Source organism: Microbacterium sp. NPDC089320 (assembly GCF_040684875.1).
Taxonomy (GTDB): domain Bacteria; phylum Actinomycetota; class Actinomycetes; order Actinomycetales; family Microbacteriaceae; genus Microbacterium.
In genome coordinates this window covers 128,962-144,904 of sequence record NZ_JBFBGY010000002.1, presented here as the reverse complement: position 1 = coordinate 144,904, position 15,943 = coordinate 128,962, and the positions used below count along the sequence as shown (strand labels likewise).

Sequence of the window (15,943 nt, the reverse complement as noted above, 5' to 3'; positions counted from 1 at the left end):
TCAGGCCTGCATCCTCATGATCTCGTTGAACGCAGACACGCTGCGGTCACGCACGGCGACCACCAGATCGAGCGTCACCGAGGCGCGCGTCGAGGCGATCATCGCCTGGTGGATGTCCTGCAGGTCTCCCGTGACCGCCTGCACGGCGAGCTCGTTCGACGTCGACTGCAGCTGCTGCAGGTTCTCCATCGCCCCGGAGAGCGTCGTGGCGAAGGTGCTGCCGGACGCCGGGGCGCCTGCGGCATCCGGGCCCTTCTCGAAGCTGAGAGCCGAGAGCGGCGCGACGCCCGATGCGCCGACGGCCTCGATGCCCGACATCAGTTGCGGCCGATCTGCAGAGCGGCCTCGTAGGTCGTCTTCGCACGGTCGACGACGGCGGCATTCGCCTCGTATCCGCGCTGGGCGAGGATCAGCATGCTCATCTGGTCTCCCAGCTCGACGTTCGGGTACTGCACATAGCCGTCGTCGTCGGCATAGGGATGCTCGGGGTCGTACACGAGCTTCGCGTCGGCCTCGGATTCGACCACGCCGGCGACATACACGCCGGGGCTGTCGGTGCCGGCCTGGACGGTCACGAACTTCTCCCGGAACGCCTCCTGGCCTGCGGGCGTCGCGGTGTTCACGTTGGCGATGTTGTCGCTGAGCGCGTCGAGCCATTTGCGGTGCGCGGTCAGGCCGGTGCCGGCGATGCCGATCGCGTCGAAGGTCATGCGGACGCCTGCCCGATCGCCTTGGTGATCGATGCGGCCTGGCCGCCGATCGCCTGGCTGGCGAACTGGAACCGCAGCACGGTGTCGATGTTCGACAGCGTCTCGGTGTCGAGGTTGACGTTGTTGCCGTTCAGCCGAGTCGGCTCGAGCGACCGCTCGACGGTCGCAGCGACGGTGCCGGAACCGCCGTCGACGGCGGAACGCAGCTCGTCCTCGAAGCGGACGCGCTGGGCCTGATAGCCGGGCGTGTTGACGTTGGCGATGTTCTCGGCGATCGAGCGCTGGCGCAGAGCCAGGCCGTCGAGGGCGCTGATCAGCGCGGAGGAGGTGACGGATTCGAGCACGGGGGCACTCCGGACGTTGGTGGAGAGGCCGATCCCTGGCCAATCATCGAGCGATCCGTGCTCTGTGCCGACTATCGCGACACCCTGGCGTTCATGTAACCGCGGCGCTCAACCCTCGACATCGAGGTATGCCGGCACATCCTGACGACCGGTGGGGACTCTGCGCAGCGCTGCGACCTCTCGCGCGACGTGTGCTCGCGAGGCGGTGAGGCCGCTGATCATGAGCTGCTGTCGGGCGAGCACGGCCTCGGCGCGAGCCCGGAGCTCGTCGGGGATGGGACCGGACGGCGGCTCGAACGACCCGGGGTCCATGGTCTCGTCAGCGGCCTCGAGCGCGCGCTCGAACTGATCGAGCACGGCCAGCCAGTCGGCCAGGTTGTCCGGCACGCGTGTCAGCCCAGCGCCGACACGCGGGGCGCGGCGGCGCTCGTCATCGTGGCGGCCTCGTGCCAGGCATCGCGCAGCGGGGCGACGAGCGCTCGACATTCCGTCGTCGCAGCGCGGTCACGGGAGATGTTCGCGGCAATCAGCCGCCCCGTCAGATACGTGTACACCCCTCGCAGCTCCTCTGCGCCGTCCCAGACGTCGGTGAGCGAGCCGTTGAGCTCGGCCACGATCCACTGCGCATGCGTCAGGTGCGTGCCGGCGCCCGCCCAGTCCTGCGCGTCCTGCGCGACCGCCGCGCGATCGATGTCGACGAGCAGACGGTCGTACAGCAGGGTGAGCAGGCGCTCAGGCGTCGCGGAGGCCACCTGCTGCTCCAGATACTGCTGCTTGGCCCTGTCGAGTGAGGTGAGTGCCATGATTACGTGCTCCGATGCGATGCGATGTCACGAGGACGAGGTCAGGAATCCGACGCGGTGAGCCCCGCGAGCTGGCTGGTCAGCCACGACGACTGCGACTGCAGCTTCGAGAGCTGCACTTCGAGCTGCGCATACGTGCGTTCGAGAGTGGCGCGGCGCTGCTCGAGGCGGATGTCCCAGCGCTCGACCTGGGTCTTGAGGGTCTTGACCTCGTCCTCCTGGCCGGTGATGCGCTTGGTCAGCAGGCCGTCGTACTTGTCCGAGTACTGGCTGGTCACATCCTGCACTCGCGCCGAGACCGCCGAGAACAGCTCCTGCGCACCCTGCGGGTCTTCCGCGAGAGCTGCGGCGAACTTCTCGGCGTCGAAGGAGAGCACGCCCTTGTCGCTCACCGTGATGCCGATCGTCGACGGCGAGATGCCGTCGACCGGATGCTGCACCGCGGCGGCCAGAGCGCCGCGGAGATTCCGCACGGTGCTGTCTCCGGTGAAGACGCCGAGGGTCGTGGTCTCGCCGACGTCGCCGATGGTCGCCTTCGAGCCGTTGTCGATACGGACCAGCAGCGCGGCGATCTCCTTGACGAACGCCTCTGCCGTAGAGCTCTGCTTCTTCACATCCCGTGTGACGGTCACCGTGACCGGGTCTGCGCTGACCTTGGAGACCGTGACGTCGATGCCCTCGCCGACGGAGATGGTGTTGCTCGCGCTCTCGAGGGTCTGCTCGGCGGCGGTTCCGGCGAACAGACGGATGCGCGCGTCTGCACCCTGGGTGAGCAGGGCCGCCCCCGGAGCCGCGCCGAGATCCGTCGCGGTGCCCGCCGTGACCTCGGCCGCGGTGCCCCGCTGAAGCGTGAATGCTCCGGCCTCGCCCGTCTCGGCGGAGGTGAGCTGGATGCGCGAGAGCGGCTTGCCGTCGGCATCCGTCCCTGCGGGCACGACGGTCGCGCTCACGCCGGCCTTCGACGCGTTGATCGCGGTGGCGAGCTCCTGCGGGCCGGTTCCGAGCGGGGTGACCTCGACCGCCTCACCGTCCGCCCCGACGAGGGTGTAGGTGCCGCCCCAGGCGGTGGCGCCCGCGGCAGCGGTCACGAGAGAGTGCGCAGTGGCGACCGCGTCGACGACGATCGCCGTGGAGAAGGCGGTCGCCTTGGCTCCGGCCGTGATGGTGACGGTCTCGGACGACGACGACGCGGTGAACGCCGCCAGGGAGCTGGGCCCTGCGGCGGTCTTGGCCTTGTCGACGAGCTCTTGCAGCGTCTTGTTGAGGGACTGAAGGTTGGTGATGACCGAGTTGCGGTCGGTGATCTTGTTCGTGATGAGCGTCTTCGGGATCGCCGAGACGTCCATGAGGGCTTTGATGAGCTCCTCGGTCTTGAGCCCTGATACGAGTCCGTCGAGTTTCATCCCGGTCGTCTTCCGTGCGTGGCGGTGATGGTGTCCTACAGGAAGGCGCCCGGGCGGAGGTGACTCCGCCCGGGCGCCCTGTGCGCCTCAGGCGCAGCGACTCAACGGAGAAGCTGCAGGACGCCCTGGCCCGACTGGTTCGCCTGAGCGAGCATGGCGGTGCCGGCCTGCGCCAGGATGTTCGAGGCGGTGTACTTGACCATCTCGGCGGCCATGTCGGTGTCCGCGATGCGGCTCTTGGCTGCACCCAGGTTCTCTGCCGAGACCTGCAGCGAGTTGATCGTCGACTCGAAGCGGTTCTGCGCCGCACCGAGGTCCGAACGCTGCGACGAGATCGCGGTGATCGCCTTGTCGATCGCGGTGACGGCCGCGGCCGCCTCCGTGGCCGAGTCGAACGAGTAGGCCGCCGTGACAGCGTGCGTCGACGCGGCTCCGGCAGCGCCGTAGGTGATGACGGTGATGTCGGCCAGCGCGGCCTTGAGGTCACCGCGGTCGACCGCGATCTGCGACGACGCGTCTCCGTTGGCTCCGACCTGGAAGCTCAGGGCGGTGCCTCCCTTGAGCAGGTCGATGCCGTTGAAGTTCGTCGAGTCGGCGATGCGGACCAGTTCGTCGGTCAGCTGCGTGACCTCGGTCGTGATCGCGGCGCGCGAGTCGGCGTTGTTCGAGTCGTTGCCGGCCTGGACAGCCAGGTCGCGGACGCGCTGCAGGATCGAGTGGACCTCGGTGAGCGCGCCTTCTGCGGTCTGGATGACCGAGATGCCGTCCTGAGCGTTGCGGGCTGCGACGTTCAGGCCGTTGACCTGCGAACGCAGGCCCTCCGAGATGGCGAGGCCGGCGGCGTCATCGGCAGCGCGGTTGATGCGCAGGCCGCTCGAGAGCTTCTCGAGCGACTTCGAGACGTCGTTCTGGTTGACAGAGAGGTTGCGGTACGCGTTGAGTGCACCGACGTTGGTTGCGATCTGAAGACCCATGAGTGTTCCTCCGTGGTTATGGGACTGAATGCGGGCCCATCCGTGGGCCTGCACAACCGATATTCGCGACATCGGCCGCCGACGTAACCACGGATCCGGAAGATTCCGCGCGTGGGGTCACACGGCGGCGAGGAGCTCGCTCGACCGGTCGCGGATCTCGGCGCGCACCGGCCCGAAGAGGGTCGCGAAGAACTCGGCCCTGGCCTTGGTCGATCGGTCACCGGTCGTGCCGTTCTCCCAGGCCTCCATGGCCTCGCGCATCAGTTCGAGGCCGCGCGAGCGCAGCTTCGACACATATGCGTGACTGACCGCGAGCTCTTCAGCGATGTCCTTCACCATGCGGTCTTCGAGGTAGATGCCACGGACGACCTGCTGCATGGCCGTCGGGAGGGCGTCGACCACGCGGTTCATCATCGCTCGCGTCTCGGACTGCTCGACGGCGTGCTCGGGAAGGATGACGCTGTCGGTGAGGTCGACCGCCTGTCGTCCGGTCTCGGCGTCGAAGTGCTCCTCGAAGCTGATCGCCGTGCGGACCATCTCGTCGAGCTTCATCATCTCGGAGACGACCTCGGCGGCGAGCCCCGACTCCCTCGCGAGCTCCGCGATGCTCGCTGCCCGGCCGGTGCGCGCGAGCACCGTCTCGGCGGCGACTCGCACGCGCTCGATCTTGTCGCGTCCACGCTCGCCGGCCGGGTCTGCGCGACGCATCTCCGACAGCATCGCCCAGTTGATCTGGCTGCTCGCGAAGGCGCCGAACGGGATCCCCCGCGCGGGGTCATATGACATGGCCGCGCGCGCGAGACCCAAGCGGGCGGCCGAGAGAAGGTCGTCCAGGTCGACGTGCGTCGCCGATCGCGCCTTCTCGACCGCAAGGAAGGTCGCGAGCGGCATGTTGTCGCGCGCCAGCTTGTCGGGTGAGGCGGGGGCTTCCTCGGGCTGAGTGGAATCAGCGGAAACAGCAGAACTACTCAGCAATGTGACTCCGTGGCTAGAACAACTGTTTTACGAGCGAAGCTAGCACAAAGCACACGTTTATGAGCAGAAAAAGCCACGAGCAATTCTCGCGTCGCGGGACCCCCGAACGCGGATTCGCGGATTATCCTCGCCACCCGCCTCTCTGTGAAGCCCGTATTCCGTCTCCGCGCGACCAGGTCTCCTGGGCATCCACCCCGATCCGAAGGAGCGCATGACCATGATCCTGGTGCAACGACAGACGGAGGCACGGAGATGAAGGCGATGACCTACCGAGGCCCGTACAAGGTCCGGGTGGAAGAGAAAGCCGAACCACGCATCCACCATCCGAACGACGCGATCGTCAGGGTGACCAGGGCGGCGATCTGCGGATCCGACCTGCACCTGTACCACGGCATGATGCCCGACACGCGCATCGGCCACACTTTCGGGCACGAGATCGTCGGCGTCGTCGAAGAGGTGGGGTCGTCCGTGCAGACCCTGCAGCGCGGCGATCGGGTCATGGTGCCCTTCAACATCTACTGCGGCTCGTGCTACTTCTGCAGTCGCGGGCTCTTCTCGAACTGCCACAACGTGAACCCGAACGCGACGGCGGTCGGAGGTATCTACGGCTACTCGCACACCACGGGCGGGTACGACGGCGGTCAGGCCGAGTTCGTGCGCGTGCCGTTCGCCGACGTGGGCCCCTCAGTCATCCCCGAGTGGTTGAGCTCCGAAGACGCGCTGCTGCTGACCGATGCCTTCTCGACCGGGTATTTCGGTGCCCAGCTGGCCGATATCGCCCCCCTCGACACCGTCGTCGTCTTCGGCGCGGGTCCGGTGGGCCTGGCGGCGGCCCGTTCGGCGTGGTTCCTCGGCGCGGGACGGGTGATCGTCGTCGACCACATCGACTACCGACTCGAGAAGGCGCGGACCTTCGCTCACGCCGAGACCATCCACCTCGCGGAGGTGCCCGACATCGTGCTCGCGCTCAAGAAGACCACGGGCTATCTCGGCGCCGACGTGGTGATCGACGCCGTCGGGGCGGAGGCGGACGGCAGTGTCCTACAGCACGTGACCGCGGCGAAGCTGAAGCTCCAGGGCGGCTCGCCGGTCGCGCTCAACTGGGCCATCGACTCCGTGCGCAAGGGCGGCACCGTCTCGGTGATCGGCGCCTACGGCCCGCTCACCTCCGCTGTTCGCATGGGCGATGTGATGAACAAGGGGCTCACGCTTCGGGCGAACCAGGCGCCGGTCAAGCGCCAGTGGCCGCGACTGCTCGAACACATCCGCGACGGCCACGTGCGCCCGTCCGAGCTTCTCACCCACAGGTTCCCGCTGGAGGACATCGCGGAGGGCTACCACGTGTTCTCCGCCAAGCTGGACGACTGCATCAAACCGCTCGTGGTCGTCGGAGAGGAATGATCATGCCCTACACAGCCGATCGTCCAGGCCTCGAGCCTTCTGCAGACGAGCTCCGCGAACGGATTCCCGGGTGGGGCGCCGATTTCGCCCCCGAGCACCGGCAGACCTGGAACCAGCGGGAGGATCTTCCCGACACCGGCGCCCACTGGACATTCCCCGACCGTCAGGGTGATGACCCCGCGCGAGAGAGGTCGATCGAGCACTCGATGCTCCCGCCCGTCTACGGCACCGCTCAGCCGCTCCACGGAGTGTCCGGCGCGATCCGCCGGTTCGCGTACGACCACTTCAGCGAGACGAAGAACACGCGGTGGCTGCTGCTCGTGCTCGGCGACCGGGTCGACGCGGTCACCGCGCATATCGCGTCGTTCGCGACACGCCGCCCGGACAATCCCGTGACACAGACGGGAGTCACGTCGGAGCCGCGCCACCATCCGATCACGTCGCGGTTCGGGCGCGGACGCCGCGATCTGCGGCACATCTGGCTCGACCCCATCATCGTCGTCGGCCCGTGGCTGCTGGCCGCGGCGGCGACTGTGGCGGCAGTGCGGCGCGTGCTCCGACCGCGCTGACCACACACGACGCGGTGCCCGCCCTCAGTGGGCGCCGCGTCGTGCGGCCGCCGCCACCGCGCTCGCGATCCCCTCTCGCCACGGCCCGCCGTGACCGGGCAGAACGAGACGAGCCGACGTCTCGGCGAGCGTGTCGAGCGATGCGAGCGCCCGCGCGGTGTCGGAGGTCGCCGCGCGCGCCACGATCTGGGGCCCCGTCTCGCCTGTGTAGGGATCGAGGGTCACGAGCGCGTCGCCCGAGAGCATGATCCCCTGGTCCTCGAAGAACACCGCGCAGTGCCCGTCGGTGTGCCCGGGGGTCCACAGCGCGGTCGGCGAACCGGGCGCCGCGATGCGCTGCCCGTGGTGGATCCGGCCGAGTGCATCCACTCCGCGCACTCCGAGCGCCCCGTGCGCGGCCATGTTCGCGATCACGGGAATGCCGCGCGGATGCGAGAGCAGATAGGGCACCCGAGGACTCGCCGGGCGGTAGCTGTAGGGATGCCGGGCGAGGCGGGCGTCCGCCGAATGCACGAGCACCTCAGCCCCCTGCGCGCGCATGCTCGCCGCGACGCCGACATGGTCGAAGTGGCCGTGCGTCAGGATGACCGCATCGATGTCCGACTCCCCCGCGCCCAGATGTCGCAGCAGCGCGCGCAGCGGACGTCGGCTGCCGGGCAGCCCTGCGTCGACGAGGGTGAGTCCATCGGTGGTCTTGATCAGATAGCAGTTCACCTCGGCGACGGACACGCAGAAGAAGCCCGGCGCCACCTCGGTGAAGGTTCGAGTTCGGTTCATGAGGCCACGCTATGAATCCCGCCCCCTGTCGGAGACGGTCTTGACATCTCGAGGCAGAGGCCGAGCTATTCTCCCGTCGACCCCGCCGACGGCCGCGATCGCCATCTCACGGTGTGCCCCAGGATGCCGTCTGCGACCGCATCCGGCGCCGATCGCTGCACGACGTGGTGCCTGGAGGGGATCGTGATGACGCGCGGACCGCCGGCACTCGCGGCGAGGCGATCGCACCATGCGGCGCCCGCGACCGGGTCTTTCGCCCCGCGCATGACGAGCAGCGGCACGGCGAGGCCGCGAACCCGCTCCTCGATCGGATACCGCAGCATATGGGCGACCTGTCGCAGGTACCATCGCGGGCCGCACCGCGCGTAGTCGGTGAAGACGACGACGTTCGTGGCGGGCGTTTCGCCGACCGTGTCGATCGCGAGCGCACGCGCCTGTGCGCCGAGGCTGCGATGCGCGTCGTCGACGACCGGCCCGATCGCGACGACCCCGGCGATCCGCGCCGGGTGGCTCGCCGCGGTCTCGACAGCCCACTGTGCCCCCATGGAGTGCCCGACGAGCACGACCGGGCCGCTGCTCTCTGCGGCCACGACGTCTGCGATGAGTGCGGCCATGTCGGCGATCGACACATCGCGCGAGGGCTTGGGGAGCCCCCCGAAGCCGGGCAGGTCGAGGGACACGACGCGAGCCGACGGAGCGAGCGCCCGGTGCAGTCGCACGAAGTAGCGGTGGGACATGCCGATGCCGTGGATCAGCATGATCGTCTCGCTCGCATCGTCCGCCCGGCTCTCCGTCACCCGGACCCGCATCCCGCGCACGGTCAGCCTGCGCTCCGCACCCCGTGGTCGCCCGGACCCGCGCACCGCTCGGTGTCCTCCGGGATCCGCGTTCGCCGTCATGGCGACCATCCTCTCGCGCGTCGCTCCGCGCCGGCAGGTGCGACACCGCGTCGGGCCGCCCTAGAATCAGGGCGACCGGGCGGTCGTAGGGTTCCGACACATGCAGGAGGCGTCGGCGCGATCGATCGGGTGGAATGGGCGGGACCGACGAAAGAAGGCGAGCATGGCTGTGATCTCCCGCGGCTTCGGCGCACGGCGACGCGAGTCCGATGACCGACTCCCCCCGGGGCAGTACCTCACCGCGGACTTCCCTGTGCTCTCGGCCGGGCCGACTCCTCGGGTCACGACGGACACCTGGGAGTTCGCCGTCGTGGGGCTCGACGGCATCCGACGCACCTGGTCGTGGGACGAGCTGCAGGCACTCCCGATCGACACGATCACCACCGACATCCACTGCGTCACGCGGTGGTCGAAGCTCGGCACGCAGTGGCGCGGAGTCTCGCTGGACCATCTGCTGCAGGATGCCGGCGACGGCGAATTCACCCGGGTCTTCTCCTACGGCGGATACACGACCAACGTCCCTCGCGCCGACCTGACCGGGGGCAGGGCGTGGATCGCTTTCGAGTTCGAGGGCGAACCGCTCGCGGCAGAGCATGGCGGCCCCGCACGGCTTCTCGTGCCGCACCTCTATTTCTGGAAGTCCGCGAAGTGGGTGCACGGCCTGGATCTGCTCGAGCACGACGAACCCGGATTCTGGGAGCAGAACGGCTACAACATGTACGGCGATCCGTGGAAAGAGGAGCGTTACTGGTGACGTCCTCGTCGCTGTGGCTCGTCGCCACTGTCGTGGAGGCGCGGAGAACCACGCCGCACGGCCGAGTGCTCACCCTGAGAGTCGACGGATGGCCGGGCAACCTGGCCGGTCAGCACGTCGACCTGCGACTGACCGCCGAAGACGGCTATCAGGCCGTACGGTCGTACTCGCTCGCCTCGGCCGGCGATGACGGCCTGCTGGAGCTCGCCGTCGATGAGGTGCCAGACGGCGAGGTCTCTCCGTACCTGGTCGAGGATGTGCGCCCCGGGGACGAGCTGGAGGTCCGCGGCCCCATCGGCGCGTACTTCGTGTGGACCCCTGTGCAGACCGAGCCCGTGCAGCTCATCGCCGGCGGATCAGGGATAGTGCCGCTTCTCGCCATGTCGAAGGAGCACGCGCGCTCGGGCAGCTCCGCGCCGATGCGGCTGCTGTATGCGGTGCGTTCCGCGGACGACGCGTTCTACGCGACTGAACTCGAAGACCTCGCCGGCGGAGCCTTCACCCTCGATTGGGCATACAGCCGCTCGGCACCGCCCGGCTGGGCTCGACCCGTCGGCCGGGTGGACGCGGCGACGATCGCGGCGTCCACCATCCCGGCCTCGCAGCGCCCCTCGGTCTACGTGTGCGGGCCGACCGGCTTCGTCGAAGCCGTCGCAGATCTGCTCGTCGCGGCGGGGCATGAGCCCGACCGCATCCGCACCGAGCGCTTCGGAGGTGCCTGATGGACGCTGCCCACCCCGGCCATCGCACGAGAGTCGACGGCAACGCCGCGGGCGGAATCCTGCTCGAGGTGTTCGGCAGGGACATGACCGCTGCGCGGGCGGCCTGCGCGCACTGCGATCGGGAGGCCGAACTCGGCGATGCGGTCGCCGAGGTCGATCCGGCCGGCGTCATCCTGCTGTGCCGCGGATGCGGGCGCACGCTGCTGACCTGCCTGCATGCCGACGGGCGGTACACGCTCGACTTCGGCGCTCTGGCCCGCCTGGAGTGGTCGCGCGACGGCGACTAGCTCGCTCGGCCGGACGACCGGATTCACACCTCGTCCGAGTCGCACTCGGGGTCGAACACCTCACGCACGTCGCCGGAGTCGAATGCGCTGGTCGCCGTCGGCACGAGTGCCCGAGTGCGGGCGCGGATCTCGTCGGCAGCGCCCTCATCGTCCTCGATCGGCGGTGAGAGCTCCGCGTGCAGCACCGCGATCGGGAACATCGCTCCGAGCGTCACCCGCACCCGCGACCGACCCCCCGCGGGTCCGACGATCGGGACTTCGATCACGTCCGATCGCCCCTCTTCAGCCAGGGCCGCCCAGTACTCCAACACCGCGTCTGCGGTGGCGTCACCGGTCACGTAGGTGCCGACCTGGGTGATGAGGGACTTCATGATCACTCCCGGAGCTCTCGACGGTTGCGTTTCGCTACCGGGTCCGGGGCAGCGATGTCACGCTAGGCCCGTTCTTCCGCGAGGTCGACCCCCCTTGCGTTATCGGGATTCAGGTGATCCGAGTCGGATGTCGCGCTGCACGATGCGTTCGGCCACCTCGCTCAGACGCAGCCCGCGACTCCGCGCATACCGGCGTATGAGCGCGAAGGCGTCAGGGATCGACACCCCGGCCGTGAACGAGACCACCCCCTTGGCCTGCTCGATCATCACCCGGCTGTTCAGCGCTGTCTGCAGCTGCGACGACAGCGCTTCCTGCTCGCGCAGGCTCCGCTCGTGCAGGATCCCGATGGTGGCCACATCGGCGAACGCTCGCGCCGCAGAGAGGTGTTCAGCCGGCAGTGACCCGGTCTCGGTGCGAAGCAGATTGAGGGTGCCGATCGTCGTGTTCCGCAGCCGCATCGGTATCGCCTGAATGGCCGCGAACCCGTTCTCCAATGCCGCCTGGCGGAAGATCGGCCAGTTCTCCGAGCCGGAGGCGATGTCGGGGACCGACACCGCGGCGCCCGTGAGGAAGCACTCGATACAGGGCCCTGCCTCCGCGCTGAGCTGGATCACCTCGACGAGCTCCGTCGCCTCGCTCGTCGATGCGACGACCTCGAGCTCGCCGGCAGGGTCTGCGAGAAGGATGCCGGCGTCACTCGCATCGAGCAGCTCCTGACACGCCTCCACGAGCGTCTGGAGAAGATCCACGACGTCGTAGTCGTCGACCATCGTGTCGGCCAGCGTGGCGAAGAGCTGGAGGAGCCGAGCCTCGCGCGTCACCGCGGTCATGATCCCGCCTCGATGCCGCTCGAGGTGCGGGAGAAACGGAGCGTGCCGTCGATGACGGCCTGCGCGACCTCCATGACACGCTGCCCGGTCGAGAAGGCTCGGGCCTGGAGCATGAGCAGCGCGTCGTCCGGACCGATGTCGAGCTGCGCGAGCACGATCCCCGTCGCCTGGTGCACCGTTCGTCGCGAGTAGGTTCCCGTCCGGGCGTCGCTGTCGGCGAAGCCCGACAGGGCGTCCCGCAGCACGTGCCGGCTGACCACATGGGCCATGGCCCGCGCCTGCGTGCACTCTTGCGGGCTCAGGGTCACCGGTTCCACCGAGTAGAGGTCGACGGCGCCCATCCTGATCTCCCCGACCGTCAGCGGAAAGGCGAACATCGACGCCACCTCCATGTCGTCCTCCACGGCGGACGCGAAGGCGGGCCACCGCGAGACGCCCCGGCGTCGGAAGTCGGGCTCGAGCACAGCGGCCGAGGTGCGCAGAGCCTCCCAGCACGGGCCTTCACCGAGGTCGAACTGGAGCTCGTCCAGTCGTGCAGCCCCGTCGTCGGTGGCGGAGATCGTCTCGCTTCCCAGCACATCGCCCACGGTCGAGACCGCAGCGCCCGTGACCGGGAACCGATCGACGAAGAACCCGCTGAGCGTGGCCAGCTGACGACCCGAGCGCTCCAGGTTCTGTTCACGATACCGCCCGCTCGGGGCCGGCGCGATGGAAGCACCTACGAGATCCGAGAGTTGCACAACAACCGATCGGTGACAAGCCCCGAGCCGGTTTCTCCGTGCGCGTCTAGCTTCTGCTCCCATGAAGACTGCACAACGACGGCGTAGGCAGCGCGATCCGTACAACAGGCGTGAAGTCCTGGCCGGATACCTGTTCATCTCGCCGTGGATCCTCGGATTCCTGATCTTCACGGCGGGCGCGATGGCGTACAGCCTGTACATCTCGTTCAGCGACTACAACCTCGCGACCAATTCGGCACGCCCGATCGGCATCTCGAACTATGCGGAGCTCTTCGACGACCCTCGCGTGGGGCTCTCGCTCGCCAACACCCTGTTCTACGTCGTGATGGCCGTGCCGCTCGAGATCATCTTCGCGCTCGTCCTCGCGCTGCTGCTCAACCGGGTGGGTCGAGGTGCCGGATTCTTCCGGGTGCTCTACTACCTGCCCAAGATGACCCCGGCTGTCGCCACCGCCGCTGTGTTCTTCCTCCTGCTCAACGGCAACTCGGGGGCGATCAACCAGTTCCTCCGCCTCTTCGGCATCTCGGGGCCGCAGTGGCTCGTCGACCCGGCCTGGGTCAAGCCCAGCATCGTCATCATGACGCTCTGGACGGTTGCGGGAACCATGGTCATCTTCCTCGCTGCTCTCAAGAACGTGCCGGTCGAGCTCTACGAGGTGGCGTCGCTCGACGGGGCGGGCCCCGTGCGCCGGTTCTTCTCGATCACTCTGCCGATGATCTCGGGAGCGATGTTCTTCAACGTCATCGTCCTCTCGATCGCGGCCTTCCAGATCTTCGACCAGGCCTATCTGCTCTTCTGGCGAGATCAGAGCAACGCCTCCCCCGAGGCGTCGCTGTTCTATGCCATCTACCTGTTCCAACAGGCGTTCCGCCAGTTCGACTTCGGCTTCGCGGCTGCCATGGCCTGGCTGCTGTTCGTGATCATCATGCTGATCACGCTCGTGCAGGTGAAGGTCGGCAACCGCTTCGTCTACTACGAGGGAGACCGCTGATGTCGACGACGATACGACCTGTGCCCCTCACGCCTCCTCCCGGGCCGGAGCCCCGCACCGACACCGTGTCGGTCACCACCACCGGGCGGCGCAGGCGCCGACGCCTCGCCGGGCCGAAGAGCCGGATCGCACGCATCCTGCTCACGATCGTGCTGATCGGCTTCGGTCTGCTGTTCCTCTATCCCTTCGTGTGGTTGATCGCGGCGAGTCTCAAACCGCGGGGCGAGGTGTTCGACAACAGCCTCTTCCCTCGCACCCTCGTTCCGGAGAACTACATCGAGGTCTGGAATCAGCTGCCGTTGCTCAGCTGGGTCTGGAACAGTGTCGCGATCGCGCTGCTCGCCGCGGGCACCGTGGCGATCTCGAGCTCCATCGTGGCGTTCGGGTTCGCCTATTTCCGATTCCCGGGACGCAAGCTGCTGTTCGGTCTCGTGCTCGCCACAATGATGCTGCCGGGAGCGGTGACGATGATCCCGGTCTACCTCATCTGGAAGCAGACCGGCATGCTGGGCACCTGGGTCCCCCTCTGGGGAATGAACCTGTTCGGCTCCGCCTTCTACATCTTCCTGCAGCGTCAGTTCTTCCTGGGGCTCCCCCGAGAGCTGTTCGAAGCCGCGCGGCTCGATGGAGCGAGCGCCTGGGGCCTGTTCTGGCGCATCGCGATGCCGCTGTCGATCCCGTCGTTCGTGATCGTCTTCCTCTTCGAGTTCCAGGCCAGCTGGAACAATCTGCAGGCGTCGCTGATCTATCTCAACGCCGGGTCGGTCGACGAGTTCACCGCGCCTCTCGGCATCGCCTACGCGATGACCAAGTACAGCCCGACGGCCGGCGGTCACGGCGACTACCAATACGTGATGGTCGCCTCGCTCATCGTGACCCTGCCGATGCTTCTGCTCTTCGCCTTCGGACAGCGGTATTTCATCGAGGGCGTCGCGACGCAGGGCCGCAAGGGCTGAGCCCGATCTCGCCGGGCGGATCGTCCGCCCCCACACGAATGGAGAACGACATGAAGACACGAATCCTCGGAGCCGCCGCGGCCGTCACGGCATCCGCTCTGCTGCTCAGCGGCTGCGGCGGCGGAAGCGGCGACGACGCCGCCGAATCGGCCGACTTCGGTGCCGATGCCACAGGAACGCTGAAGGCCTGGGGCTTCGAGAACGCCGACGACGTCGGCACGTCGCGCATGGACTACGCCGCGGCGCAGCTCTCCGCCGTCGAGGTCGACCTCGACGCCACGGCCTTCGACGCGCAGAAGTTCACGACCCGCATCGCGAGCGGTGACGTCCCCGATGTGGTGCAGATGGACCGACGATACGTCACCACCTACGCCGCACAGGACCTGATCATGCCGCTGGACGCATGCTTCGAGGCGCACGATGTGTCGCCCCGCGATCACTGGTATCCGTTCGTCGTCGACGACGTGACCTACGAGGACGGCGTGTGGGCGGTGCCGCAGTTCTACCAGCCGCCGGCGATCCTGCTCAACAAGACGGTGCTCGATGAGGCGGGCGTCTCAGCCGAGGAGTTCGACACGTCGAAGCCGGATGCCCTGATGGGAGCCATCGAGAAGATCTACCAGGAGTCCGGCGGTGTGCCCTCCCGACTCGGCTTCGATCCCGTCGCCACCGGTCAGGGCGGCCTCTGGGTGCTGGCGATGGGCGGACAGCTGAACGACGACGACGGCGCTCCCACTCTCGATGATCCGAGCAACGTCGCGGGTCTCGAGATGCTGAAGCAGATCACCGACGCTCAGGGCGGATTCGCCGCCGTGAAGAGCTTCACCGACTCGTTCGACACGTTCGGCGACAACAACCAGTATGTGGCCGGGCAGGTCGGCGGCCAGGTGAACGCCCAGTGGTACCCCAATGTGCTCTCGCCCTATGTCGACCAGCTCGACCTCGAAGCGGTGCCGTTCCGCTCGTCGGACGGCGAGCCGTTCTCTGTCGCGTCCGGCACGGCGTTCGTGATTCCGGTGGGTGCCGAGAATCCCGCTGCCGCCTGCGCCTGGATGCTGGAGCTCACCTCCGACGAGGCGTGGAACGCAGCCGGCGAGGCGCGTGCCGAGGTCCGCGAACAGGACGGCGGCATCAACACCGGCCTGTTCACCGGGTCGCCCGCGTCCGATCAGGCGATCCGAGACCAGTGGGTCGTCGAGAGCGGCAACCCCGGGTTCGACCAGGTGATCTCGACCTACTACGACGTCGTCGACTACGGAGAGTCGTTCGGTTCGTCGCCCGCGGGTCAGGAGATCCAGAACGAGTTGAACAACGCCATCACCGCCGCGCTGCTCGGGGACAAGTCCATCGAGGATGCCCTGGCCGATGCGCAGGAGGCGGCCATGCGGGCATACGAGAAGACAGCCGGCTGACCCCCGGCCCGTGGACGAGAAGAC

At 67.9% G+C, this 15,943-nt stretch carries 21 protein-coding genes; 8 read left to right on the top strand and 13 right to left on the bottom strand.

Translation table 11 applies throughout. The features are described from left to right. From fliE to AB0N61_RS05160, 8 genes are all read right to left on the bottom strand, one after another. Entirely contained in the window at positions 1–318 is a 318-nt protein-coding gene (fliE, locus tag AB0N61_RS05195) for a flagellar hook-basal body complex protein FliE (RefSeq protein WP_363362250.1), read from the bottom strand. Further along, the gene (gene flgC / locus AB0N61_RS05190; RefSeq protein ID WP_363362248.1) at positions 318–710 is read right to left on the bottom strand and encodes a flagellar basal body rod protein FlgC; all 393 of its coding nucleotides are present in this window, start codon (positions 708–710) and stop codon (positions 318–320) included. Before flgC ends, fliE begins: the two co-directional genes overlap by 1 nt. Further along, positions 707–1,054, bottom strand: coding sequence for a flagellar basal body protein (locus AB0N61_RS05185; RefSeq protein ID WP_167942821.1), 348 nt, complete (start codon positions 1,052–1,054; stop codon positions 707–709). Before AB0N61_RS05185 ends, flgC begins: the two co-directional genes overlap by 4 nt. A gap of 108 nt (positions 1,055–1,162) precedes the next feature. Continuing rightward, positions 1,163–1,441 carry a hypothetical protein gene (locus AB0N61_RS05180; RefSeq protein ID WP_363362246.1) on the bottom strand — a complete coding sequence of 93 codons (279 nt, stop codon included), beginning with the start codon at positions 1,439–1,441 and terminating at the stop codon, positions 1,163–1,165. Positions 1,442–1,446: 5 nt separating this feature from the next. Further along, positions 1,447–1,857, bottom strand: coding sequence for a flagellar export chaperone FliS (fliS, locus tag AB0N61_RS05175; protein ID WP_167942819.1), 411 nt, complete (start codon positions 1,855–1,857; stop codon positions 1,447–1,449). A gap of 41 nt (positions 1,858–1,898) precedes the next feature. Then, positions 1,899–3,260 (bottom strand): flagellar filament capping protein FliD, encoded by a 1,362-nt coding sequence (fliD, locus tag AB0N61_RS05170; protein WP_363362244.1) that lies wholly within the window; start codon positions 3,258–3,260, stop codon positions 1,899–1,901. Positions 3,261–3,361: 101 nt separating this feature from the next. Next, positions 3,362–4,234 carry a flagellin gene (locus tag AB0N61_RS05165; RefSeq protein ID WP_363362242.1) on the bottom strand — a complete coding sequence of 291 codons (873 nt, stop codon included), beginning with the start codon at positions 4,232–4,234 and terminating at the stop codon, positions 3,362–3,364. 117 nt (positions 4,235–4,351) lie between these two features. Then, positions 4,352–5,209, bottom strand: a complete 858-nt coding sequence (locus AB0N61_RS05160; RefSeq protein ID WP_363362240.1) for a sigma-70 family RNA polymerase sigma factor — start codon at positions 5,207–5,209, stop codon at positions 4,352–4,354. A 252-nt stretch (positions 5,210–5,461) separates the two neighbouring features. On the opposite strand from AB0N61_RS05160, the gene AB0N61_RS05155 reads away from it, so the two are divergent. Continuing rightward, entirely contained in the window at positions 5,462–6,610 is a 1,149-nt protein-coding gene (locus AB0N61_RS05155; RefSeq protein ID WP_363362238.1) for a zinc-dependent alcohol dehydrogenase, read from the top strand. A gap of 2 nt (positions 6,611–6,612) precedes the next feature. Beyond that, a complete protein-coding gene (locus AB0N61_RS05150; protein WP_363362236.1) occupies positions 6,613–7,179 on the top strand; it encodes a hypothetical protein in 567 nt (188 codons plus the stop codon). Positions 7,180–7,203: 24 nt separating this feature from the next. Here the strand turns inward: AB0N61_RS05150 and AB0N61_RS05145 are convergent, their stop codons facing one another. After that, positions 7,204–7,956 carry an MBL fold metallo-hydrolase gene (locus AB0N61_RS05145; protein ID WP_363362234.1) on the bottom strand — a complete coding sequence of 251 codons (753 nt, stop codon included), beginning with the start codon at positions 7,954–7,956 and terminating at the stop codon, positions 7,204–7,206. A 65-nt stretch (positions 7,957–8,021) separates the two neighbouring features. Beyond that, positions 8,022–8,855: an alpha/beta hydrolase gene (locus AB0N61_RS05140; RefSeq protein WP_363362233.1), complete on the bottom strand. Its 834-nt coding sequence runs from the start codon at positions 8,853–8,855 to the stop codon at positions 8,022–8,024. A gap of 163 nt (positions 8,856–9,018) precedes the next feature. Between AB0N61_RS05140 and AB0N61_RS05135 the strand changes: the two genes are divergently transcribed. Genes AB0N61_RS05135 through AB0N61_RS05125 form a run of 3 tightly spaced genes read left to right on the top strand, consistent with a single transcriptional unit; the run spans position 9,019 to position 10,618 of the window. Beyond that, entirely contained in the window at positions 9,019–9,609 is a 591-nt protein-coding gene (locus AB0N61_RS05135) for a sulfite oxidase-like oxidoreductase (protein WP_363362231.1), read from the top strand. After that, on the top strand, positions 9,606–10,331 hold the full coding sequence (locus AB0N61_RS05130; RefSeq protein ID WP_363362229.1) for a ferredoxin reductase: 726 nt from the start codon (positions 9,606–9,608) through the stop codon (positions 10,329–10,331). The genes AB0N61_RS05135 and AB0N61_RS05130 overlap by 4 nt, the downstream gene beginning before the upstream one ends. Further along, positions 10,331–10,618 (top strand): DUF6510 family protein, encoded by a 288-nt coding sequence (locus tag AB0N61_RS05125; RefSeq protein ID WP_363362227.1) that lies wholly within the window; start codon positions 10,331–10,333, stop codon positions 10,616–10,618. The genes AB0N61_RS05130 and AB0N61_RS05125 overlap by 1 nt, the downstream gene beginning before the upstream one ends. A 23-nt stretch (positions 10,619–10,641) precedes the next feature. Here AB0N61_RS05125 and AB0N61_RS05120 read toward each other — a convergent pair whose 3' ends face one another. From AB0N61_RS05120 to AB0N61_RS05110, 3 genes are all read right to left on the bottom strand, one after another. Next, positions 10,642–10,989 carry a hypothetical protein gene (locus AB0N61_RS05120; RefSeq protein WP_363362225.1) on the bottom strand — a complete coding sequence of 116 codons (348 nt, stop codon included), beginning with the start codon at positions 10,987–10,989 and terminating at the stop codon, positions 10,642–10,644. 99 nt (positions 10,990–11,088) lie between these two features. Beyond that, positions 11,089–11,820 carry a GAF and ANTAR domain-containing protein gene (locus tag AB0N61_RS05115; protein ID WP_363362224.1) on the bottom strand — a complete coding sequence of 244 codons (732 nt, stop codon included), beginning with the start codon at positions 11,818–11,820 and terminating at the stop codon, positions 11,089–11,091. Continuing rightward, entirely contained in the window at positions 11,817–12,560 is a 744-nt protein-coding gene (locus AB0N61_RS05110) for a GAF and ANTAR domain-containing protein (RefSeq protein WP_363362222.1), read from the bottom strand. The genes AB0N61_RS05115 and AB0N61_RS05110 overlap by 4 nt, the downstream gene beginning before the upstream one ends. Before the next feature lie 61 nt (positions 12,561–12,621). Here AB0N61_RS05110 and AB0N61_RS05105 point away from each other — a divergent pair, with 61 nt between their 5' ends. From AB0N61_RS05105 to AB0N61_RS05095, 3 genes are read left to right on the top strand one after another with little or no spacing between them, the layout of a single operon-like run. Continuing rightward, positions 12,622–13,551, top strand: a complete 930-nt coding sequence (locus AB0N61_RS05105; RefSeq protein WP_363362220.1) for a sugar ABC transporter permease — start codon at positions 12,622–12,624, stop codon at positions 13,549–13,551. After that, on the top strand, positions 13,551–14,507 hold the full coding sequence (locus AB0N61_RS05100; RefSeq protein ID WP_167942805.1) for a carbohydrate ABC transporter permease: 957 nt from the start codon (positions 13,551–13,553) through the stop codon (positions 14,505–14,507). The genes AB0N61_RS05105 and AB0N61_RS05100 overlap by 1 nt, the downstream gene beginning before the upstream one ends. A 50-nt stretch (positions 14,508–14,557) precedes the next feature. Next, positions 14,558–15,919 carry a sugar ABC transporter substrate-binding protein gene (locus AB0N61_RS05095; protein WP_363362218.1) on the top strand — a complete coding sequence of 454 codons (1,362 nt, stop codon included), beginning with the start codon at positions 14,558–14,560 and terminating at the stop codon, positions 15,917–15,919. Positions 15,920–15,943: the final 24 nt, after the last annotated feature.

Excerpts from the sequence above, each read along its gene's own strand:
- fliD (WP_363362244.1), bottom strand. The coding sequence starts at position 3,260 with ATGAAACTCGACGGACTCGTATCAGGGCTCAAGACCGAGGAGCTCATC.
- fliE (WP_363362250.1), bottom strand. The coding sequence starts at position 318 with ATGTCGGGCATCGAGGCCGTCGGCGCATCGGGCGTCGCGCCGCTCTCG.
- AB0N61_RS05115 (WP_363362224.1), bottom strand. The coding sequence starts at position 11,820 with ATGACCGCGGTGACGCGCGAGGCTCGGCTCCTCCAGCTCTTCGCCACG.
- AB0N61_RS05125 (WP_363362227.1), top strand. The coding sequence starts at position 10,331 with ATGGACGCTGCCCACCCCGGCCATCGCACGAGAGTCGACGGCAACGCC.
- AB0N61_RS05100 (WP_167942805.1), top strand. The coding sequence starts at position 13,551 with ATGTCGACGACGATACGACCTGTGCCCCTCACGCCTCCTCCCGGGCCG.
- AB0N61_RS05155 (WP_363362238.1), top strand. The coding sequence starts at position 5,462 with ATGAAGGCGATGACCTACCGAGGCCCGTACAAGGTCCGGGTGGAAGAG.
- flgC (WP_363362248.1), bottom strand. The coding sequence starts at position 710 with ATGACCTTCGACGCGATCGGCATCGCCGGCACCGGCCTGACCGCGCAC.
- AB0N61_RS05135 (WP_363362231.1), top strand. The coding sequence starts at position 9,019 with ATGGCTGTGATCTCCCGCGGCTTCGGCGCACGGCGACGCGAGTCCGAT.
- AB0N61_RS05105 (WP_363362220.1), top strand. The coding sequence starts at position 12,622 with ATGAAGACTGCACAACGACGGCGTAGGCAGCGCGATCCGTACAACAGG.
- AB0N61_RS05145 (WP_363362234.1), bottom strand. The coding sequence starts at position 7,956 with ATGAACCGAACTCGAACCTTCACCGAGGTGGCGCCGGGCTTCTTCTGC.
- AB0N61_RS05165 (WP_363362242.1), bottom strand. The coding sequence starts at position 4,234 with ATGGGTCTTCAGATCGCAACCAACGTCGGTGCACTCAACGCGTACCGC.
- AB0N61_RS05150 (WP_363362236.1), top strand. The coding sequence starts at position 6,613 with ATGCCCTACACAGCCGATCGTCCAGGCCTCGAGCCTTCTGCAGACGAG.
- AB0N61_RS05120 (WP_363362225.1), bottom strand. The coding sequence starts at position 10,989 with ATGAAGTCCCTCATCACCCAGGTCGGCACCTACGTGACCGGTGACGCC.
- AB0N61_RS05095 (WP_363362218.1), top strand. The coding sequence starts at position 14,558 with ATGAAGACACGAATCCTCGGAGCCGCCGCGGCCGTCACGGCATCCGCT.
- AB0N61_RS05140 (WP_363362233.1), bottom strand. The coding sequence starts at position 8,855 with ATGACGGCGAACGCGGATCCCGGAGGACACCGAGCGGTGCGCGGGTCC.
- fliS (WP_167942819.1), bottom strand. The coding sequence starts at position 1,857 with ATGGCACTCACCTCACTCGACAGGGCCAAGCAGCAGTATCTGGAGCAG.